Origin of the sequence: Myxococcus xanthus (assembly GCF_013116825.1) — a bacterium.
GTDB lineage: Bacteria > Myxococcota > Myxococcia > Myxococcales > Myxococcaceae > Myxococcus > Myxococcus xanthus_B.
Genome location: NZ_JABFNS010000094.1, coordinates 15,261 through 37,582 on the forward strand (window position 1 = coordinate 15,261; position 22,322 = coordinate 37,582).

The window sequence follows — 22,322 nt, forward strand, 5'->3', positions numbered from 1 at the left end:
GAACATGCTCCAGCTCTTCCTCATCGCATTCCGCAACCTCGGCACCCACCGCAGGCGCACCCTGCTGCTGGGCGGCGCCATCGCCAGCGTCACCGCGCTGCTCGTCATCCTCATGGGCCTGTCCACGGGCATGAAGGAGTCGATGCTCCGCTCGGCCACCACGCTGTCCACCGGCCACGTCAACGTGGCCGGCTTCTACAAGGTGACGGCGGGCCAGGCGGCGCCGGTCGTCACGGGCTATCCGGCCATCCTGGAGCAGATCCGCAAGGACGTGCCGGAGCTGGACTTCGCCGTCCAGCGCGGCCGGGGCTGGCTCAAGGTCGTCAGTGAGACGTCCTCCATTCAGGTGGGCGTGGGCGGCATCGACATCCAGTCCGAGCCGGGCCTCCGTCAGGTCCTGCAGATTCGCGCGGGCGCGCTGGATGGCCTGGCCGAGCCCGGCACGGTGCTGCTCTTCGAGAAGCAGGCGAAGAAGCTCAACGTCCAGGTGGGCGAGTCCGTGACGCTGGCCGCCCAGACGCTGCGAGGCGCCAGCAACACGGTGGACGCGCGCGTGGTGGCCATCGCGGCCGACATGGGCATGCTGAGCGACTTCGGCATCTTCGTGCCGTCGGAGACGCTGCGCTCGCTGTACCAGTTCAAGAGCGACACCGCGGGCGCCCTGCTGCTCTACCTGAAGGACATCCAGCACGTGCCGGTGGTGCAGGCGCGGCTGCGCCAGACGCTGACGGACGCGGGCCACACGGTGATGGACCACGACCCGCGCGCGTTCTTCATGAAGTTCGAGACGGTCAACCGCGAGGCCTGGACGGGCCAGCGGCTGGACATCACGAACTGGGAGGATGAAATCTCCTTCATCACCTGGACGCTCACCGCGCTCAACAGCCTCACCGGCGTGCTCATCTTCGTGCTGATGGTCATCATCGGCGTGGGCATCATGAACACGCTGTGGATCGCCATCCGGGAGCGCACCCGGGAGATTGGCACCCTGCGCGCCATTGGCATGCAGCGCACGCGCGTGCTGCTGATGTTCGTCTTCGAGGCGCTCCTGCTGGGCCTGCTGGGCACGCTGGCGGGCGCCAGCGCCGGGCTGGTGCTGTGCCTGGCCGTCAACGCCATGGCCGTGCACGTCCCGGAGGTGGTCGCGGTCTTCATCATGTCGGACACGTTGAATCTGGCCGTTCACCCCTCGTCCATCGTGGGTGCCATGGCCTTCATCACCGCGTGCACCACCGCCATCTCGCTCATTCCCTCCTTCCTCGCCGCGCGGCTCAAGCCGGTGACGGCGATGCACCACATCGGGTGACCCTATGAGCCTCAAGAACATGCTGTCCGCCGCGGCGATGGCCGTGGCGCTGCTGTCCGCCCCGGCCGCCCTGGCCCTGGAGCAGGCCGAGCAGGTGAAGCTCCTGGCCACCATCGACGACCGCCAGCGAAACGGCGGCGACTACAAGGCGATGGTGTACCTGGAGCAGAAGGAGAAGGGGAAGGCGGACCTCGTCTACGAGCTGGTCGTCTACCGCCGCGACGAGGACGACAAGCTGATGATGCTGTTCACCAAGCCCAAGACGGAGGCGGGCAAGGGCTATCTGCGTCTGGACAAGAACCTCTGGAACTACGACCCCAACGTGGGCCGCTGGGAGCGCCGCACCGAGCGCGAGCGCATCGCCGGTACCGACAGCCGCCGCGCGGACTTCGACGAGTCGCGGCTGGCCGAGGAGTATGACCCGTCCTACGAGGGCGAGGCGAAGCTGGGCAAGTACACGGCCCACCTGATGACGCTGAAGGTCAAGCCCGGCGTGGACGTGGCCTACCCCGTCCTCAAGGTCTGGGTGGACAAGGTCTCCGGCAACATCCTCAAGCAGGAGGAATACGCCCTGTCCGGTCGGAAGATGCGCACGGCGCTCTACCCCCGCTGGAAGAAGATGTTCAGCGAGTCCAAGAAGGACGACGTCTGGATTCCGGAGGAGATGCGCATCTACGACGAAATCGAGAAGGGGAACTCCACCACCATCCTCGTCAAGACAGTGGACCTGCGTCCGCTGGAAGCCAACCTCTTCACCAAGGCGTGGCTCGAGAGCAAGAGCCGATGACCGCGCGCACGCTCACCCTGGCCGCGGCGCTGTCCGCGGCCCTCACCGGTACGCCCACGTGGGCCCAGTCCGAGGAGCGCCCCGACGAGGACGCGCTCTTCGGAGGCGGGCAGGAGGAGGCGCCCACGGAGGCACCCGCGGGCGAGGACTCAGGCCGGCCGGAGGAGGATGCGCTCTTCGGCGGTGACGGCTCGGAGCCGGCGGCGGACGTGGCCCCTGGCACCACCGGTGGCGCCACGGAGCGGCAGCCGCCGCTGACCGCGCCTGTCGAGGACCGGGACGCGGACGTGTTGAACGGGCCTGCGACCCGGAGCGCCTTCGACACCGAGGACGTGGTGGACGATCCGCTGAAGATTGGCGGTCAGTTCTACCTGCGCGGCTTCATGGCGGGCAGCGAGAACACCTCGCTCCGCCAGACGTCCTTCTCCGCCCCCACGCTGGTGGACGGCTACCTCGACGCGCGCCCGTCCGACCGGATCCGTGGCTTCGTCGTGGGACGCCTGAACTACGACCCCGCCATCCCGCCCCGGACCACGCCGGACGCCCCGGCGAACCCGCGCGTGCTGCTGGACCAGGCGTGGCTGCGCTTCGACCTGGAGCGCACGGTGTTCTTCACCGTGGGCAAGCAGCACGTGAAGTGGGGCACCGGGCAGATCTGGAACCCCACGGACTTCCTGTCGCCCCAGCGGCGGGACCCGCTGGCCTTCGTGGACCTGCGCACGGGCGTGTCCATGTTGAAGGTGCACGTGCCCTGGGAGTCCAAGGGATGGAACGTGTACGGCATCCTCGTCATGGATGACCTGGGCACGGACGTGGGCGCCATCACCGACCCGAGTGGAAGTCCCACGTCGCAGGCCGGCGGCAGCGACCCGGTCAACCGGCTGGGCCGCCTGGGCGGCGCGCTGCGCGCGGAAGTCCTGCTGGGGCCCGCGGAGCTGGGCGCCAGCGCCGTGGCGCAGAATGGACGCAAGCCCCGCTTCGGGCTCGACGTGTCCTCACCGCTGGGGCCGCTGGACGTCTACGCCGAGGTTGCGCTGAAGGAAGGCACGGACCGGCCGCTGTACCGCATTCCGGAAGGGACGACGCTCGAGGACATCGCGCAGAACGGCGTCCAGGTGGAGGCGTACATTCCCTCGGGGCTCACGCCGCAGATGACGGCGGGCGCGACCTACAGCTTCCCCTATGGGGAGAACGACCTGGCCGTGCTGGGCGTGGAGTACTTCTTCAACTCCACGGGCTACACCGGCTCGTTCGGGTATCCGTACCTGCTGCTGAAGGACGCCTTCAACCCGCTCTACCTGGGACGGCATTACGGCGCCGCGTACCTCTTCCTGGACCGGCCTGGGCCCCTGGAGCGGACGTCCTTCAACCTGTTCACGCTGGGCAACCTGTCGGACCGCTCGTTCACCACGCGGCTCAACGTGATGCACCGGGCGCTCACGTATCTCACGGTGGAGGCGTACGGCTCGGTGAACTACGGACGGCGCGGCGGTGAGTTCCGGCTCGCCATTGATGTGCCGGAGGGGCTCGTCGTGGACGGGCAGCCGATTCCGGCCTTCTCCATACCCGCGCCGACGTTCCAACTGGGAGCGGGGCTCCGCATCAGCCTCTGAGCCCGTCGACTCGTGCTGAGGTGCCCGAGGGCCGTGCTCCCCTGCTTCCGGGAGCGCGGCCCTGGGTGTTTTCAGGGCGCGAGCAGGGAGTTTCGGGGATGCCCGCCCCGCGAGCGGCCCGTCGGGCGCCGTACAGGCAGTTCGGGTGTCCGAGGGCGGACGGATGGACAGATTTCCGCCATGCCCCTTTGGATTGCCATCGCCGCAGGGTTGGGCCTCGGCCAGTTGCCGGACGCGCCGGTCATGATTCCTCCCGAGGACCCTTCCATCCGGGACCCGGCCGCGGCGGCGCTCCAGGACGCGAACCAGCAGGCGGCGGAAGAGATTGAAGGACGGAGGCCCCCGGCGGGCTACGTCTATGAGGCGCCGGAGGACGCGCCACCACGCGACTTCGTGCTGACGCCCGTCCTTCCCGACGGCGCGCCACCGCCGACGCCGGGGCAGGTCGCCGGCGAGGAGGCCGCACAGCGCTACGAGCCACTCCCCTCGCCCCTGGAGGCGCTGCAACAGGAGCAGGCCGCGATGGGTGGGAGCGGACAGCAGCCGGGTGATGACGGCACCTCGACGGGCCAGGACACCACGGGTGGCACGACGAGCGGTGCGGGGGGGGCGGATGTGACGGGGCAGAGCGAGCGTGGAGCCGGCACGACCAGCGCGGTCCCCTCCCCTGCCCCCGCGACGCCGGCCTTCATTGGCCGCTCCGAGCCCATTGGCCGCTCGGAGCCCATCGGCCGCTCGGAACCCATCGGCCGCTCCGAGCCCATTGGCACACCGCCCACCGCAGCGCCCGTGAACAACCCGACGGGCACTGGCGGCGCGGGAACGCCGAACACGACGCAGCCGGCGCCCGCGCAGGAGCTGGAACAACTGCGTGAGCGGATGAAGCAGCTCGAAACCCAGCTCAACGAGCGCGACGCCGACCTCACCGTGCGAAACCAGGCCGTCCAGCTCCAGGTGGACACCTACGGCGACCGCGCGGTCGACGTGGAGCAGGCGCGACAGGACCGGCTGACCCAGATTCAAACCGCCAGTCAGTGGATGCTCGCGGCGGACACTGCGCTGGAACAGGGTGAGCTGGACGTCGTCAATGCGCTCGACATCGCCGACAACGCCTTCGTCGACTTGCGTGACAGCGCGGAGGAGGACGGCCAGGGCACTGTCGTCGTCCACGCGGAGCGCGTGCGTGCGCTGCTCAATCTCGCCCGGAACTTCGTCAACAACCGCGACGGCTACAATGCCCGGCTCGCCCTCCAGGAGGCAGGCGTCCAGCTGAGCATCCTCCGCGCCGCCAACCTCGAGCGGCAGGCCACCGGCAACGTCCTGCTCAATCCGTGAACGACGGCGTCGCCCCCACAGGGGGGCTCTGCGGACGGGCGATGAGGTAGCCCTGCACGAAGTCCACCCCGTGCGCGCGGACCCAGCGCAACTCCTCGTGCGTCTCGATGCCCTCCGCCACCGTGCGGATGCCCAGCGTCCGCGCAATCTCCAGGAGCTTCCCCACGATGGAGCCCTTGTACGGGTCCAGGTGGACGTCACGCACCAGCTCCATGTCCAGCTTGATGATGTCGGGACGCAGCCGGTGGATGAGGTTCAGCGACGAGAAGCCCGCGCCCAGGTCGTCCAGCGCCACCTGGAAACCCGACTTGCGGTAGAAGTCCACGATGCCGCGCAGATGCTCCGCGTCCGCCGTCTGGTCCGTCTCGATGATTTCGAACACCACCCGCTCCGGCGAAATGCCCGCCGCGTGGATGGCCTCCACCGTGGAGCGGAGACAGAACGTGGCGTCGTAGATGGCCGTGGGCGTGAAGTTGATGAAGAGGTGCGTGTCCAGCCCGTGCTTCACCGCCTGCCGGATGGCCGTGGTACGCGCCGCCAGGTCCAGCTGGAACAGCAGGTCCGCCTCGCGCGCCGTCTGCATCATCCGTCCGGGCAGCACCAGCGTGCCGTCCGGCTCCAGGCCTCGCATCAACGCCTCGTGCGCGAAGATGCAGCGGGTGTCCCGCGCATGGACGATGGGCTGGAAGTGCGTGGTGAGCCGCTCCTCGGAGAGCAAATCCACCAGCCACCCCGCGCGCGTCCGCGTGACGAGCTGCTGGAGTGAAGCCACCCGGGGATAGTCACCCAGCCCGGGCTCCGCCGCCCCCGGCATGAACAGCGCCCGGGTGGCCCGCGCCTCCTCCTGCGTGAGCGCGGCCACCAGGTCCGATGCCAGAGACGACAGCGCCGCCTCCGGCACCCACACCTCGACGCACTGGGCTTCGGCGCGCACCTGGACCTCGTGCCGCGCCTCCCGGAGGTAGGACAGCAGCCGGCCCTGGCTGTGTCCCACCGGGCTCCACAGGAACAGACGCCCGGCGCCCTCCGCGATGGGAGGAAGCGTCTGGCACCTGCCGCAGGACCGCGTCGGGGTGTCGCTCATCCAGACAGCCTACTCCGTCGTCTCGCGGAAGATGAGCAGGCCTCGCGAGGAATCCGTCGCGTACACGAATCCGTCGCCCGGCACGTGCACCTTGCTAAGGCCTTCGAGGAACACGACGCCGTGGCCCGCATCCGTCTCCCGCCAGGTGTTGTAGTACCCCACCTGCTGGGGCGAGCCGGGGACGGACACGTCCACGATGCGCAGGCCATCCTGACCATAGGCCAGGTAGACCTTCGTCCCGGAGAACGCCACCGAGCGGATGGACACCTCCGGGCGCGTCCGGAACTCACCCGTCCGGGCCACCGTGGCCGGCGCGCTCACGTCCAGGACGCTCAGGTGCGCGCCCCAGTCCTCGCCCGCGTCGAACGCGTAGGGGCGGTCTCCCACCATGCCGACCGCCGTGGCGCGCGACGTGCCGTTGGCGAAGCGGCCCAACAGCTTCGGGCTCGCCGGGGTGGTGACGTCCGAGACGGTCATTCCGAAGGACCAGTTGCTCACGTAGAGCCGGCCGCCCATCGCCGCGACGTGCAGGGGCACCTCCCCCGCCACGGGCTCCGCGCCCTCGACGAAGTACCGCCTGAGCTGCTTCGGCTCCGCGGGCGTGGCGACGTCGTAGACGTACACCTCCGCGTTGGGCGCGGGCGACGCCGCGTACAGGACGTTTCCGTCCAGCGCGAGGGAGTTCACCTCCACCACGGACTCGGGCACGGAGCGCAGGCGGACAGGTATCGCCGGGTTGGTGATGTCGAACACGGCGATGCCGCTGCGGCGGCTGGCCACATAGAGCGTGCTCCCGTTCACCAGCGCGTCCGTGTAGTAGTCGTTGGACGGCTCGTACTGGCGGACCTGGCGCGGCTGCGAGGGGTCGCTCAGGTCGAAGGTGATGAGGCCCTTGGCCCCCGCCGTCACGTAGGCGTGGCCATGGGCCACCGCGACATTCGTGGCCGTGGCCTCGGTCAGCTTCACCTCGCTGACCAGCTCCACGCCGGAGGCCTCCGCTTCACCCGCGCGGCGGCCCAGCCGGATGGCCTCGAAGGTGCCCTTCATGTCCGCGGTGCCATTGGCGCAACGCCGGAAGATGCCCGACATCTGCCCGGGCCCGGACGAGGAACACCCGGCGACGGCGAAGCGCATCGTCACGTTGTTGGAGCCCTGGAACTCGCTGGCCAGGAAGAACGACTCCGGGGTGCTCTGCCGCTCCGTGGCCGCGAGGCCCATCAGCATCTGGGTGTTGCTGCCCCCTCCCGACAACCGCATGGCGGCCGCGGCTCCGGTACCGTCGTTGAGGTTGATGTTGAGGTTCCAGATGCCCTCGGGCTGTACGGCGGAGAGGCTTGAAAGCTGGCAGGCCGACAAATCGATGGCCTCGACCTGACACTCCGCCTTGGGAACGGACGGATTGTCATTGCCGCAAGCGGTGGCGAGCGCCAGGGTGCTGGTGAGTGCGAGGAGGCGTTTCATGCCCCCATGCATATCATCCGGCGCCAGCACCCGACGAAACCGCGCGCTCCCCCGGCCTCCGAGGGGGCGATGCCCACTGCCCATCAAGTAAACGGAAAGAAATCGCCGGGGCGCTTGTATACCTGGGCCGCTGGGAGGCAGCCTCCCTAGCAGGTGTCGTCTCGCCGGTACCCCACCCACAGAGGTGCCTTCAGTGAACCCCCGTCCCCTCGCCGCAGCCCTGCTCGTCGTGCTCTTCCCGGGGCTCGCGCTTGCCCAGTTCTACGTCGTGCCCCGAAGACCCGGGAAAACGGCGGTGAACAGCTACGAATTCGAGTGGCGACACACGGACATCCTCGTCGGCCCGGGGGCCACCGGTCTGGCGAAGCCTCCCGAGCGGACGGCGCACGAACAACCCCCTGAAAGTCCGGGCGGCGCCAACCCGGGCGCGCCCACCCCCTCGCCGGCGCAGGGCGACACGAAGGCGCCTCCCTCCGGTCCACCCTCGGAGACGACAGGAGGTTCGTCCGAGCCCCAGTCCCAGACGGGGCTGCCCGACAGCACGCCGGTGGCGCTCGGGGGAGCGACCGACGCGGGCGTGCCCCCTTGGACGACGGGTGAAGATGGGGGTGTCCCGGAGAGTGGCCTGGCGGCCGTCGACGGGGGAGCGGAGGACGGCGGTGCCCTGGCCACGGCCGATGCGGGGACGGCGGACGGTGGTGCCCTGGCCACGGCCGATGCGGGGACGGCGGACGGCGGCGCGCTCGCGGCCGGAGGGACCGACGGCGGCGAGCAGGACGCGGGCGCCACCTACCTGATGGCCAGCGACGCCGATGACGACGGCGGGACGGTGCTGGGCGGCGGCCAGTCGGTGTTCGCGGGCGCGGACGGCGGCTTCAACTACACCTACGCGAAGTCGCTGGGGGACAAGTCGGGCGGGGTGCGCTTCTACTTCTATGAGCGTGAGCGCATGGTGGCCGAGCGCGCCGCGCCGCTCATCGAGGAGGCCTACCGGTACCTGGTGGACCAGTTCAAGTACGTCCCCACCAAGACGTTCCCGTACATCCTCTACAGCAGCTACCAGGAGTTCCTGCAGACCAACCTCTTCGCCGTGTCCGAGGGCACGCTCGGTCTCACCAGCACCGGCGAGGACCTGAAGCTGACGCTGCCGTACCTGGGCGACCACCGCCTCTTCGAGGAGGTCAGCACCCACGAACTGGCGCACCAGTTCACCATCCAGAAGGTCCGCACCGTGGCCGAGCAGGCCAAGATGTTCGGAGATCCGCTGCAGGCCATTCCGCTGTGGTTCATCGAAGGTCTCGCCGAGTTCTACGCCAAGCGCGGCATGGACCCGGAAGCGGAGATGCTGGTGCGGGACCTGCTGGTGAACCCGGACCTCTTCAAGGGCTACGCCTTCCTCGACTTCTTCTCCCCCGGGCCCTACGGCTACCTGTGGATCTACAAGGTGGGCCAGGTCCGCGTGTCCTTCCTCGAAGAGGAGTATGGCGCCGGCTTCATCCAGCGCGTGCTGGAGGAGTCGCCGCGGCTGTCGGGTGGCTCGCGCGATTCACCGTCGCTCAAGTTCGAGGAGCTGCTGGAGCGGCTCACCGGCGACAACCCCAAGCGCATCTCCGCGCGGTTCGAGAACTGGCTCAAGCGCCGGGCCTTCAAGACGTACCTGGCGTCCGAGCAGTCCGCGCCAGCGCTGGACCTGCTCGACAAGGCGCCCGGCTACACCACCGCCATGGCGTCTTCTCCGTCGGGCAACGTGCTGGGGCTGCGCACCATCGTCCCGGAGACGGGTGAGAGCCGGCTGTACATCATGGATCCGCGCGTGCCGGACAAGACGGTGAAGGTCGCGGGTGACGGCGTGCCGGGGGTGGAGTCGTTGCACCCCATCTCCGGACGCAGCTTCGCGCTGACGAACGACAAGCTGGCCTTCATCGCCGAAATCACCGGGCGCGACGTCATCTACGTGCAGGACTACACGCACAAGTCGGAGCGGCGCGGTGCGGACGTGCTGGTGCGCCGCAACGCCATCCGGACCGGCATCGACCGGGAGGTGGGCCTGGTGGTCGACCTGAGCCTGGGCGGACGCACCGCGTACCGCATCGACCGGCACGGGCTGCTCGCCGCGTACTCGCCGGCCTTCTCGCCCGACGGCCGGTGGGTGGCCTTCATCGGCATCAACGACGCGGGTCTGCGGGACATCTACGCCATCGACCTGCAGGCGGGCCCGGACGCTCCGCCGGTGCAGCTCACCGACGACGTGTTCTCCGAGCGCGAGGTGACGTGGGGTCCCTCGGGCATCGTCTTCACGTCGGACGCGACGTCCCACCGCCAGTTCAACCTCTTCCGCGTGCGGCCGGACGCGCCCCGGCAGGTGGAGCGCCTCACCAGCGAGGAGCGGGACCACACGGCCCCGGTGGCCCTGGCGGACGGACGCCTCTTCTTCACCGCCTTCAACAACAGCAGCTCCGATTTGCACGAGCTGACGAAGGATGGCCGCATCGTGCGGCGCACGGACCTGACGACGGGCGTCTTCGAGCCCGGCCCCGGCCCGGACGGCAGCCTGTGGATGCTGTTCCACGTCTCCGGTGAGCGCCGGCCCGCGGTGCTGCGCCCGCCGCGCATGCTGTCGCTGGACGTCCCCACCGAACCGCCACCGGAGCCGCCCAACCCGCTGGCGGTGCGGCCCCTCACGGACGCGCAGAACTACGAGCCCTTCACCCGGCAGAACCTGGAGTTCGGTCCCTTCTTCGGCTTCGCGGGCGCGGGCGGCGGCGGCTTCGTGGGCCAGCTGTTCGCGGCGGCCAGTGACCGCATGAAGGACCACCAGTTCCTGCTCACCCTGGCGGTGTACGGCAGCTTCGACCTGACGGACGGCTACCTGCTCTACGTCAACGACAAGTCACGCACGACGTGGGGGGGCGGCATCTTCCAGTCCCTGCGCTTCCGCGTGGACCGCACCTTCGAAGGTGAAGAGGGCGCGCAGAATGCCTTCTTCACGTCGGGTGAGCGCTTCTTCGGCGCGCTCGGCAGCGTGCGCTACCCGCTGAGCACCTTCCTGTTCGTGCAGGGCGACCTGGCCATTGGTGGCACCCGGTACTTCCTGGACGACTACACGGAGTTCGAGCTGTTCTTCCCCGAGCGCAACGCGGCCAACCGGGAGCTGCTGACGGCCTGGAACGCGCGCAACCGCGCCATCCGCTTCCAGACGGAGCTGAGCGGGCAGATTGGCTACGACAGCCTGAAGTACCACTACGCCACCGGCCCGCTGTCGGGCAGCGCGGCCATGCTGGAGACGACGGTGGGCGTGCAGCCCTTCGACAACCAGGCCTATGGCAACGTGCGCGTGGACGCGGAGCGCTACTTCCCCATCTACGGCCGCGCCAACATCTTCATCCGCGGCGGCCTGGGCACCACGCTGGGAGGCCGGTACGCGCGCTCCTACTTCCTGTCTTCGTTCGACACGCTGCGCGGCGTGAACTTCGGCGACATCCAGTGGCTGCTCGGCCGGCACTACGTCTACTCCACGCTGGAGGCGCAGCTGCCGCTCAACGACATCATCCGGGTGGCCTTCCTCAGCGACCTGGAGGCGATTGCCGCCATCGACGCGGGCGGCGTCGGCGAGGGCCGGGACGACTTGTGGAACCACCGCGTGGTGAACGGCGTCGTCGGTTTCAACCTCGCGCTGGGCCCCCTGCTGCTGCGCCTGCACTTCGCCCGGCCGTTCGACGTGGGCGCCGCTGCCGGCCGGCCGGACCCGGGCTGGGTGACGAACTTCTCGCTGGGCATCGCCGGCCTCAACGGCTTCTTCGACCAGGCGAACACCGGGAAGAGCGTCGGCCCATCGCCGACGTCCATGTCCCCGGCCCTGATGCCCTCCCTGGGAGGCGGCTACACCGCGCCGCGCCGCTGAGGCGGCGTCAGGACTGCGCGGCGACGAGGGCGGCGTTGGCGCGGGCCATGGGCCCGCCCTCCATGGGGATGCGCTCGAAGTCGCCGCGCAGCGCCTTGATGGCGAACTTCTCCAGGTCGATTTCCCGGCGGGTGCGCACGCCAAGCACGCGCAGCAGCTCGGACAGGGGGCTAAAGCCGGACACGCTGTGCTGGAGCAGCATGCCCCCCGCCACCGCGGTGAGCCCCCGCCAGCGTGCGCCGTCCCGCCGGCCCAGCAGCAGGCCCAGCAGCCCCAGGGCCGACGTGCCCACGGCGAGGGCGCGGTTGATGTCCCACTCGCGCTCCAGACGGGCGAGGTAGCGCGTCATCTCCGCGCGGTCCCCCTTCTCCGCCATGTACCGGACGCAGCGCTCCACGTGCTCGTCGATGCGCCGGTTCACCACCAGCGGCGTGTGGACACGGACGGTGTCTGACGACGTCTGGTTCCACGATTCCATATGCGGCCCTCTCTCCCTGACGCGGCGCGCCCCCTCTTCTCTTGAAGCTAGGACCGCCGCCGCCCCCCGTGCACAGCCCACGCGGGGAAAGGGGCCCCGTTCCGCCTGTCCGCCTGCCCCGCCAGGGGCCCCTTCGCGACCCATTCCCTCCAGGGTGGGACAAGCAACCAGGCTGGGTAATTCGTTTCCCTTGCACGCGACAGCGGGTGCCTGCGTGCCCATTCAAGCGTTTGCTCTCCACCAAAAAGGGGCCCTGAAGGCGGGCACAACCGTTGCTTTGCGCCGGAGTTGATGACTCCTTCTCGATTGATGCTGTGCCTGCCGCTGCTGAGCCTGTGGGCCTGTGATGGCCCCCAGGCGGAGCGGCCACCGCTCCTCCAGGACCCTCCGGGCGTGGAGAATCCGCAAACGCCCCCTGGCGAGGAGGATCCGCCGCCGACGCAGCCGCCACCGGTGGACCCGCCTCCCATCGACCCGCCGCCGGTGGACCCACCTCCGGAGCCGCCACCGCCCGTACCGGAGACGGAGCGCCCCTTCGTGATGCCGCCCGTGCAGACGTCGGTGCCGCAGTACGAGCTCATCATCCCCGAAGAGACGATGCGGATGTTCGAGGCGGACCCTTGGACGCCGGAGCAGGACGGCCTCTTCAAGGCGAACGGGACGACGTACCGCGTGCGGGTGCGCCTGCGGGGCGCCTCCGCGCGCTTCTTCCCGAAGAAGAGCTGGAACGTGAGCTTCGAGGACGGCGTGCGCTTCGAGGGGCGGACGTCACTCAACCTCGTGGCCGAGTACGCGGATGCGACGCTGCTGGCGGAGAAGATTGCCTTCGACCTGCTGGAGGCCATGCGCGTCCCCGCGTCGAAGGGCACGCTGGTGCGGCTCAACGTCAACGGCGTGTACCAGGGCGTGTTCCTGGAAATCGAGCAGGTGAACAAGGCCTTCCTGCGAGCGCACGCCTACGCCGACACGGATGGAACCATCTACCGGTGTGGCTGGAAGGACTGCGAATTCAAGATGGTGAAGGTGCCGTACCAGGGGGACTGGGCGAAGAAGACGAACGAGTCCCAGCCGGACGACAAGCTCTGGGAGATGGTGGGCGCCATCAACCACACGCCCGAGCCCCAGTTCGTCAGCGAAATGGAGAAGCGCTTCGAGCTGGAGCACTACCTGCGCGCCATGGTGATGGACGCGCTGATGTCCAACAACTACGTGGAGGACTCGGAGAGCTACTTCATCTACGACCGCGCGGTGGCGAAGTGGTCCTACGTCCCGTGGGACCTCAACAACGTGGACTCGCGCTGGTGGTACCCCATCAGCGTGGAGGACATGAGCCAGAGCAGCAGCAACATGCGCCACCCGCTGTTCAGCTTCACCCTCACCGACGCCTGGGTGGCGAAGATGTACGAGCAGCGCAAGCGGGAGACGGCCTCGTACCCCGGCTACCTGCCGGTGTTCTCCAACCTGGCCACCCGCGTGGTGATGAACCCCGTGCTGCGCGAGCGCCTGGAGGCTCGGCTGGACAAGGCGATGGACGAGCTCTTCACCAGCGAGGTGATGGACGCGCACATCGACAAGCTGCACGCGCTCATCGACCCGCACATGCGTGACGACCCCTTCATGGACTACAGCCGCTTCACCGCGGGCCGCGCCTACCTCAAGCGCTACGTGCGCGAGCGCCGCGACTTCATCTTCCAGGAGCTGGAGCGGCTCGCGCGGCAGCAACCCACGCTGGTGCTGGAGGCCGTCCACCCGCGGGAAGGATGGGTGGAGGTGGGCAACCGCAGCTCGGCGCCCCTTTCCCTGGCGGGCATGGTGCTGACGACGCAGCTGCGCATCAGCCTGGCGCAGAGCCCCGGCCACCTGCACACGCAGGTGCGTGCCCCCATCGGCGCGGTGCTGCCGGCGCTGACGGTGGCCCCGGGGCAGCGCGTCCGCCTCAACGCCGCGCAGTTGGGCATCCAGATGCCCGCTAGCGGCGAGATTGGCCTCTTCGACGGGCGCTCCGTGGTGGGCGTGAAGGACCTGCTCTTCTACGGCGACCTGGGCGCGGGCAAGCGCTACGAGCGCGGCGCGCGGGGCTGGGAAGTGCGCTGAGCGCGGCGGCGAGCCGCACCTGGGCACGGCGCCCTGTCCTCGGGGGCGCCGCGCTGCGTTTCAGGGCCGCATGCGGACCTCCAGCGTCCGCTTCGCGCTCAGTCCCAGGTCATCGGTGACGAGAATCTCGTGGGAGCCCACGGACGGCGTCCACCACACGCGCTCATCGGCGCGCGCCGTCCCCAGCAGCGCCCCGTCCACGAACCACGTCAGCGCCCGCTCGTGTGAGGCCTCCGCCTCCAGCGGCACCTCCTGTTGCGAGGCCGGGACACCGGGAATCAGCACGGCCACGTGTCCCGGCGCGGGGGAGACGATGGACGGGGCCGCGCGCGCGCCCCCGGGCTCACAGCCAGGCGCGGCGGCGGGCGGCTCCGGCAGGCGCCGGTGCTGCTCCTCCAGCCAGCGGCGGATGGTGGCCGGCCACGTCACATACACCCGCGTCTCCGTCTTCCGCCCCGTCCGGCACATGGGCCCCACCGACAGCCCCGTGGCCACGTCCACCTCCACGTGCTGGTGGTACGGGCAGCGCGCGGTGGGCACCGCCGAGCGCCGCGCGTAGACGTGCTTGCGCTGCACGCAGGCGTCCGTCGGCAGGTGGCCCGAATAGGCGCAGACCTCCACCACGGCCAGGTCACCCGGTGGATTCACGCTTTCGTCCGGCAGGTTGAGGCCGCGCGGGCCCACGCCCTCCAGGATGTCGAACAGCACCGGCCCCGCCGCGTCAGCGCCCACCAGGTGCACGCTGGGCGTGTGATTGAAGTTCCCCAGCCAGACGACAGCCGTGTGCCGGGGCCCCGAGCCCGCCGCCCACGCGTCGCGGTGGCCGAAGCTGGTCCCTGTCTTCCAGTGCACGCGCGCCGGCATGCCCGTCAGCCGACGGCGTGCCGGGAAGTCCGGCCGGTCCCTCAGCGACAGCGCCTGGCGCGTCAGCCAGGCCGCGCCAGGGGACAGCACCTCCACCGGCGCGGCCGCCTTCTCGTCCAGCAGAAGCCGCAGCGGCGGCGCGCGCCCATCCCCCGCCAGCGCGACGTAGACGCCCGCGAGCTCCAGCGGCGTCAGCTCGATGCCGCCCACCGCCGCGGACAGGCCGTAGTACCCGGGCTCCTGCACCAGGCTCGTGACTCCCGCCGCTTGCAGGGCGCCCAGGAAGCGCTCCACCCCCACGCGCTCCAAGAGCCGCACGAAGGGCATGTTGAGCGACTGGGACAGGGCGTACTCCAGGCGCACCAACCCCTGGAAGCGGCCGTCGAAGTTGCGCGGCGCATAGCCGCCGTAGGCCGTGGGCACGTCCGCCACCAGATGCTCCGGCCCCACCATTCCCAGGTCGATGCCCATGGCATACAGCAGGGGCTTGAGCGCCGAGCCCGGCGAGCGCCGCGTGGCGAAGCCGATAATCTGCCCGCCGTGCTTCTGGTCGAAGAAGTCGAAGTTGCCCACCAGCGCGAGCACCTCCGCCTGCTGCCGGTCCACCACCACCGCCGTCCCGTTGTAGATGCCTCGCGGCGCCAGCCCCACCGCCGCGTCCCGCATCAACCGCTCCACCATCCGCTGCGTGCCGGCATCCAGCGTGGTGTGCAGCCGGGCATGCTCCGGCCGCTGCGTGCGCAGCCACACCGCCACGTGTGGCGCCTCACGGGGAAAGGGCTTCAGGTCCGTGGGCACGGGCGTGTCGCGCACCTCGCGCAGCACCGTCTCCGCCGACACGCGGGCCGCCTCGGGACCTCGGGGCAGCGCCTCCACGTCCAGCAGCCTTCGCGCCACGCCGTCCCGCGCCGACTTCAACCGGGCCGTGTTCTGCGCCGTGGGGAAGCGCCGGTTCGGGTTCTGCGGCACCGCCAGCAGCGTGGCAATCTCCGCGGGGCTCAGGTTCGCCGCCGTGTGGCCGAAGTACGTCAGCGCGGCCGCCTCCACGCCTTCGACGTTGCGCCCGTACGGGACGAACTGGAGATAGGCCGCGAGCACCTCCTGCTTGGACAGCCGCACCTCCAACTGCATCGCCCGGAAGGACTCGATGACTTTCGACGTGAAGGTGCGGGGCCGCGGCTCCAACACGCGGACCAACTGCATCGTCAACGTCGAGGCGCCGGACACCCGCCGCCCCGCGGACAGGTTGCGTGTCGCCGCGCGCAGCACCGCCAGCGGGTCCACGCCCGGGTGGTGGAAGAAGCGCTTGTCCTCCAGGGCCAGCAGGGCCTGGACATAGTCCGGGTCCACGCGCTCCAGTTGCGTGGGGATGCGCCAGCGCTCGTCCGGGGCCAGGAAGACGTGGGCCGGCGTGCCGTCCCGGTACTCCATCACCACCGACGCGGGCGCGAAGAGACGGGCCGGCAGCGGCACGCGCCAGGCGGCCACCCACGCGGCCACCGTGAGGCCTAGCAACCCCAGGCCGACGGGCAAGAGCTTCCGGGTGATTCGACGGGCACGGCTCATGAGACGGTGAATCCCAGGCGTATACTACGCGCAATGAATGCCTTTGAAGTCGACGCCATCCTGACGTCCATTCTCGACGACCGGCGGCTGACACCCACCGAGCGGCAGGCGTTGCAGGCCGTCCTGGTGGAGCGGCGGGCGGGCGAGGCCCTGCTCACCCTCTTCCGCTCCCGGGCCTTCGCCCTGGCTCGAGCGTCGATGAAGGACACGCGCTCCCGGGAGGTCATCTCCTGGCTGGAGGAGACGGTGCACGCGCTGCACGCGCCCCAGCCCGAGCCGACCTCGCGCATGGAGGCGCACTTCTCTCCGGGCGAGGGGCCGCTCAACGCCATCGTCCAGCAAATCCAGTCGGCACGCGGCTCCATCGACGTCTGCGTCTTCACCGTGACGGATGACCGCATCACCCGCGCGCTGCTGGACGCCCACGGGCGCGGGGTGCGGGTGCGAATCGTGAGTGACGATGACAAGGCCATGGACCCGGGCTCCGACATGGAGCGGCTGGGGGACGCCGGCATCCCCATCCGCCTGGACAGGACGTCCGCGCACATGCACCACAAGTTCGCCGTGTTCGACCGGCTGCGGCTGGTGACGGGCAGCTACAACTGGACGCGCTCGGCCGCCGAGTACAACCACGAGAACGTCCTGGTCTCCGACGACGCGCGGCTGGTGCAGCCCTTCAACCGCGCGTTCGACGCGCTGTGGGAGACGCTCGACTAGGAGCGTCTCCCCGCGCCGCGCGCTACAGCAGGTTGTCCTTCCACGGCCCGGACACCTGAATCGTCCGGCCCGGCTCACGCGCCCACAGGCGCGGGTCATACATGGCCTCTGCCTCCGCGGACGGCAGGGTGAAGGCACCCGCCGTCACCGCGCGCACCGCGTAGACGACCTTCTTCGACTCGCGAGGCCCCAGGCTGCCGAAGACCTCCATCCGGTCATCGCGGATGTTCACGTAGTCCGCGGACCACAGCGACGCCGGGTCCACCCAGTCGGTGGAGCCACCCCGGCCCAGGCGCGCGTTCTCGATTTCCCAGCCCGCCGGGAGCCGGTCCACCAGGGCGATGTTCTGCACGCGCTCACCCGTCGTGTTGCGAATCTCCAGCTCCACGTAGACGAGGTCCGCCAACGCCACCGGGGCCTGCCCCATGGCCAGCACCGTGCCGTCCAGCTTGCGCCAGGTGCGCGTGAGCGCCAGGCCCTCGCCGCCCGTGCGGGGCTTGCTGTCCGAGCGCACGCCCTCGCTGCTCAGCACGAGGTACAGCCGGCCCTCGTCCTTGGACGTCACCTCCAGCTGAAGGCCCTGCCGCTCGCTGGCGCGGGCCAGGGCCCACGTCCGGTCCGACGAACGCACCGTCTTGTCCTGCACCGGCGTCATGACCTTCCCGTCCGCCTTGAGCACCGGCGCGGAGAACTGGGTGGACGTCCCTTGCAGCCGCTTGCCCAGGCCGGTGATGCCCCACACCAACTCCTGCGTCGTGTACCAGCCGCTGGAGTGCGCCTGGAGCGATTCGGCCACCATGCGCGCCAGCGGCTCACCCGCCGCGTCCTTGCCGAACAAGTCCTGGAAGGTGCTCAGCATGAAGCCGCGACGGCGCCGGTCGGAGTAGAAGGACCAGTCGTTCTTCCGCTCCTCGGTGACGGGCGACAGGTCGGGGTTGCGCAGCTCCTTCTCGTAGCGCCGGTCGCCCGCCAGCCACAGCGAGGCCTTGAGCATGTAGTCACGCTCCTGCTCCTCGCCCGTGAGCGCCTTCTGCTTCGCCCGCTCCGCCAGCGCGTCCACCATCTTCTGCACACGCGCCTTGCGGCCCTTGCCGGCCACGGAGAGGACGTAGTGCATGTAGGCCTCCGCGCTGTCCGTGTACATGTCGTCGCGGCCCTGGCGGCTCTCGAACTTGTTCAGCTCGGTGGACATCCACGTGAGCGCGTCGTTCAGCCGGTCCTGCGGCACGGGGTACTTCAGCTTCTGCGCGTCCAGCAGCATGTGCGTGGCGTACGCCGAGCCCCAGCCCACCGGCTCCGTGGCGCCCGGCCAGTAGCCGAAGCCGCCCGACGGCGTCTGCATGGCCAGGATGCGGTTGATGCCCGACAGCACCATGTCGCCCACGGTCCCGCCCTGGGTCAGCGTGGGGTCCACGTCGTTCACCAGCTCGGACACGTACAGCAGCGGACGGGTGGCGGACGTCGTCTGCTCCACGCAGCCGTAGGGGTAGCGCGCCAGGTACGCGAGGTGCTGCAACGAGCGCGCGTACGGATTGGCCGTCACCCACAGCGTGGAGCGCTCCGTCGTGGGCACCCAGCCCTGGAGGTACTGCGAGACGTCCGTCGTCCCCTGCGCCAGTTCAATCTGCTGCACCAGGCGCTCGCGCGGGCCCGCCGGAGACAGCGGCACGTCCAGCGACTCACTCGAGGTGTAGCCGCCGCCCTCCACCGTCACCGACAGCCGCGCCGCGCCCACCGCCTGCACCGCGCGGGCCTGGAAGACGAAGGTGTGGGACTTGCCGTCCGCCACCCGCGCCGTGCCCTCGCTCTTGCCCAGCAGCTGAAGCGGCGAAGTGGCCGCCGCGGGCATCACCAGCCCTGGCACCGGCAGTGACTCCGCGTTGAGCGTCACCTTCACGTCCTGCGCCTTGCCGGACAGGTTGGTGACGAAGACGGGCACCTGGATTTCGTCGTGCTGCGTGAGGAAGCGAGGCAACGTCGTCTGGAGCACCAGCGGGTCGCGCACCAGCACCTGCGCGCTGGCGCGGCCAATGCGCTGCGGGCCCGCCGTCACCGCCATCACCCGCACCGCGCCGCGGTACTGGGGCAGCTTGAAGGGCACGCGCAGCTTGCCGTTCGCCGGCACCGGCAGCAGGCCGCTCCACAGCGCCACCGGCTTGACGGGCTGCACGCGGCCATCCGCGCCGCCCTCGTTGTCACCACCCGTGGAGCGGGACGCGCCGCCCGGCGGCACCAGCAGCGTCCAGCCCAGCGTCTCGTAGGTCTCCACGCCCAGCGCCCGCCGGGAGAAGAGCTGCTTCTGCGGGTCCGGGCTCTGGAAGCGCGTGAGGGAGAGGATGCCCTCGTCCACCACCGCGATGGTGGCGAAGGTGGGTCCTTCCTGCGGGCCCAGCTCCAGGTCCACCGTGAGGGTGTCGTTGGAGCGAACCTCCTTGGGCACGTTCATCGTCACCGACTGCGTGTACTCCACCGGCTCCAGCGTGACGCCGCCCACGCCGAAGGCGCGGTCGGGCATGAAGGCCTCGGCGGACTCCAGGTGCGGGTCCTTCACCAGGAAGGCGCTCACGTACACGTTGGGCGCGAAGGCGGACGGCGTGAAGTTCCACGTCACCTCGCCGGGCTCCACCGCCACCCAATGGGAGGCGAGCACGCGGTCCGTCTCCGCGGTGAAGAGCATGCGCCCCTTGTAGGGCGACTTCACCTTCACGGTGATGGCCTGCCCCACGCGCCCCTTCGCCGGCAGCGCCAGCTCCAACGAGGTGGGCTTGAGCGGGCGCGGCGTCTGGTCCACGCGCGAGCCTTCCCCCCACCAGTAGTAGCGGCCCTCCCCTTCCAGCTCCAGGTCCGTCTGGGCCCCACCCGAGCGCACGCGCACGATGTAGCCCGCGGAGTCCGCGCCCGGCGTCACGTCCAGCGAGAAGCGGCCATCCTTCACCGCCACCGTGGAGCGGCCCTCACGCACCGGGCGCAGGTAGCGCTGGTAACGCTCGTAGCCTTCGTTCTCGTCGTAGAAGGAGCCGTACTCCTCCTCCAGCCGCAGGAACTCCACGTCCACCGTCCTGGGCGTCTTGTCCGAGGCGGCCAGCAGCTTGCCGTCCCAGTCCACCACCACGCCCTTCACCGTGAAGGGCTTGCCGGCCTTCACCTTGCCCGTGCTGCCCTGGAGGCCCACGTAGTACGCCTCCGGATGCACCGGCACCGTCACGCTGCCCAGGGTGGAGCGGCCGCTGCCCGACTCGAAGACGCTGGCCAGCGCGCTCAGCGCCCCGGCGCCCCGCAGGGCCCCCATGGCGCCCTGGGCCGGGCAACGCAGGACGGCCTGTCCCTTCGCGTCCAGCGTGCCCTGCACCTGGCCCAGCGTGACGGGGCGGGGCTCGCTGCCCTCCTGGCGCCACAGCCCATAGGCGTACTGGGCGTTCTCCTTCGGCTTGAAGGCGGACGGGATCAGCCGGCACGTCAGCTCCACAGGGCTGCCCTCCGCCGAGCCGCCGAAGAGGTACGCGGCCTCCACGGCCACCGGGACTTCGTCACCCTGGAGATAGCCGGCCTGCTCCGTGCGCGCCTCCACCTTCATGCGCTCCGGGACGAACTCCTCCACGCTGACGGAGTAGATTGCCACTTCGCGGTCCGCCACGTTCAGCACCACGCGGTAGCTGCCCGTGTCCTGGAATGAGTCGAAGGGCAGGTCCAGCGTCACCAGGCCCGCCTCGTTCGTCTTCAGCGACACCTTCTTCAGCTCGCGCTCACGCGGGTCCACCACCACCAACTCCACGGGCATGCCCGCCGGCGGCGCCTTGTCATCCTGGCCCCGCAGCACCGCGGCGATGTGGGCCGTGTCGCCCGGGCGGTACACGCCCCGGTCCGACCACACCGACGCGCGGTAGGCCTTCGCCGAACGGTAGGGCTCGCCATGCACGTCCGCGTTGGCGATCTCCGTCTTCAGCTCGCTGTACTTGAGGTACGTCAGCTCCTCGCCGTCACGGGCGATGAGCGCGAAGGGCGCGCTGTCGTCGATGCCGGGCGCGGGCACCTGGAGCCGGCAGCCATCCGCCGCCACCGTGGTGCAGCGGGCCACCGACTCGCCGCTCTTCTTCACCAGGGAGACCTCCACGCCCGACAGCGGCTCGGTGCTCTCGATGCCCAGCGCCCACACCCAGACCTCACCGGCGCCGGTGGAGCCCGGCGCGGCCTCACCGCGCTTGGCCACCAGGCTCAGGTTGGTGAGGAGGATGCGGCTGGCCGCCACGTGGTGGTTCTGCTTCGCGGTGATTTCCACCAGGCCCTTCGTGTTCGCCGGCACCAGGCTGGCCACGTCCACGTAGGTGGTCGCCAGCGTGTCCGGCTGCGACTTGAGCGCCAGCGTCCGCTTCGCCACCACGTTGGAGGTGCGCTCGTCCGCGCGCTCGCGGTAGTCGTCGCTCATCCAGAAGACGAGGTTCTCCGGCGGCACGTTGCGGACGGTGAGCTCCACCGAGTCCAGGTTGAGGTGCTGCAACGGCAGGTTGCGCCACGCGCTGCGCGGCAGGTAGCGGCCGGTGGTCGCGAAGGACAGCTGCGGCGAGCGCGCGGGGACGGCGAAGGCCTCCTCGTAGGTGGCCAGCAGCGTGCCGCCGCCCACCGAGGACGTGCCCGCGTCGATGCGCAGCGCGTAGGAGCCGCGCTTGAAGTCACCGAAGATGCGGAAGCCGCGGCGGGACGGCGCGACGGAGACCTTGACGGCGGGCGTCAGGTGGATGGCCTCCGCGGCGACGCCGTCATCCAACGTGCAGCCCTTGTTGCGGTGGTCCCAGTAGTACGGGTCATACCCTTCCGTCTCGCGCGGGGAGGGCGGTGCGGCGCCGTCCACGTCCCGGCAGCTCACCTCGATGTAGAAACCCGTGGTGCCCTGCTCCACCGAGGCGCGGGTGATGTCCATTCGCTTGCCGGCGCGGAGCTCGAACGCGCTGCGCGCGGCGGGGGCCGTCGCCTTCGCCTGCGACGCGGCGGGCAGTCCCGCCTGGAGGCTGAAGTCGACCGTGCGGCCCTGCTTGAGCAGCCCGCTGGTCAGCTGCGCGCTGACGACGTTGCGCGTGGCGGGAAGCGTGCGCCACTTCACGTCACCCACGCCCTGCCCACC

General features: G+C 70.0%; 12 protein-coding genes. 7 read left to right on the forward strand and 5 right to left on the reverse strand.

Annotated elements, in window-relative coordinates; translation table 11 throughout:
- Positions 1-4: 4 nt before the first annotated feature.
- The 4 genes from HNV26_RS24890 to HNV26_RS39035 all read left to right on the forward strand — a co-directional run bounded on the left by HNV26_RS24890 (position 5) and on the right by HNV26_RS39035 (position 5,041).
- A complete protein-coding gene (locus HNV26_RS24890; protein ID WP_171442867.1) occupies positions 5-1,306 on the forward strand; it encodes an ABC transporter permease in 1,302 nt (433 codons plus the stop codon).
- 4 nt (positions 1,307-1,310) lie between these two features.
- Positions 1,311-2,093 carry an outer membrane lipoprotein-sorting protein gene (locus HNV26_RS24895; RefSeq protein WP_171442868.1) on the forward strand — a complete coding sequence of 261 codons (783 nt, stop codon included), beginning with the start codon at positions 1,311-1,313 and terminating at the stop codon, positions 2,091-2,093.
- A complete protein-coding gene (locus tag HNV26_RS24900) occupies positions 2,090-3,706 on the forward strand; it encodes a hypothetical protein (RefSeq protein ID WP_171442878.1) in 1,617 nt (538 codons plus the stop codon). Before HNV26_RS24895 ends, HNV26_RS24900 begins: the two co-directional genes overlap by 4 nt.
- Before the next feature lie 180 nt (positions 3,707-3,886).
- Positions 3,887-5,041, forward strand: coding sequence for a hypothetical protein (locus HNV26_RS39035; protein WP_301338492.1), 1,155 nt, complete (start codon positions 3,887-3,889; stop codon positions 5,039-5,041).
- Here HNV26_RS39035 and HNV26_RS24910 read toward each other — a convergent pair.
- Complete coding sequence (locus HNV26_RS24910; RefSeq protein WP_171442870.1) at positions 5,031-6,125, reverse strand: EAL domain-containing protein; 1,095 nt, start codon at positions 6,123-6,125, stop codon at positions 5,031-5,033. The two genes, HNV26_RS39035 and HNV26_RS24910, sit on opposite strands and share 11 nt — an antisense overlap.
- Before the next feature lie 9 nt (positions 6,126-6,134).
- Positions 6,135-7,586, reverse strand: coding sequence for an LVIVD repeat-containing protein (locus tag HNV26_RS24915; RefSeq protein WP_253816999.1), 1,452 nt, complete (start codon positions 7,584-7,586; stop codon positions 6,135-6,137).
- 184 nt (positions 7,587-7,770) lie between these two features.
- On the opposite strand from HNV26_RS24915, the gene HNV26_RS24920 reads away from it, so the two are divergent.
- On the forward strand, positions 7,771-11,487 hold the full coding sequence (locus tag HNV26_RS24920) for a TolB family protein (protein WP_171442872.1): 3,717 nt from the start codon (positions 7,771-7,773) through the stop codon (positions 11,485-11,487).
- Between the two features lie 7 nt (positions 11,488-11,494).
- Here HNV26_RS24920 and HNV26_RS24925 read toward each other — a convergent pair whose 3' ends face one another.
- Complete coding sequence (locus HNV26_RS24925) at positions 11,495-11,965, reverse strand: hypothetical protein (RefSeq protein WP_216612689.1); 471 nt, start codon at positions 11,963-11,965, stop codon at positions 11,495-11,497.
- A 288-nt stretch (positions 11,966-12,253) separates the two neighbouring features.
- Here HNV26_RS24925 and HNV26_RS24930 point away from each other — a divergent pair, with 288 nt between their 5' ends.
- On the forward strand, positions 12,254-14,059 hold the full coding sequence (locus tag HNV26_RS24930) for a CotH kinase family protein (protein ID WP_171442873.1): 1,806 nt from the start codon (positions 12,254-12,256) through the stop codon (positions 14,057-14,059).
- Positions 14,060-14,119: 60 nt separating this feature from the next.
- Here the strand turns inward: HNV26_RS24930 and pbpC are convergent, their stop codons facing one another.
- A complete protein-coding gene (gene pbpC, locus HNV26_RS24935) occupies positions 14,120-16,489 on the reverse strand; it encodes a penicillin-binding protein 1C (protein ID WP_171442874.1) in 2,370 nt (789 codons plus the stop codon).
- A 33-nt stretch (positions 16,490-16,522) separates the two neighbouring features.
- Here pbpC and HNV26_RS24940 point away from each other — a divergent pair, with 33 nt between their 5' ends.
- The gene (locus tag HNV26_RS24940) at positions 16,523-17,206 is read left to right on the forward strand and encodes a phospholipase D-like domain-containing protein (protein ID WP_171442875.1); all 684 of its coding nucleotides are present in this window, start codon (positions 16,523-16,525) and stop codon (positions 17,204-17,206) included.
- 22 nt (positions 17,207-17,228) lie between these two features.
- Here the strand turns inward: HNV26_RS24940 and HNV26_RS24945 are convergent.
- Positions 17,229-22,322, reverse strand: a 5,094-nt coding sequence (locus tag HNV26_RS24945; protein ID WP_171452884.1) for an alpha-2-macroglobulin family protein, incomplete at its 5' end; no start/stop codon positions are given.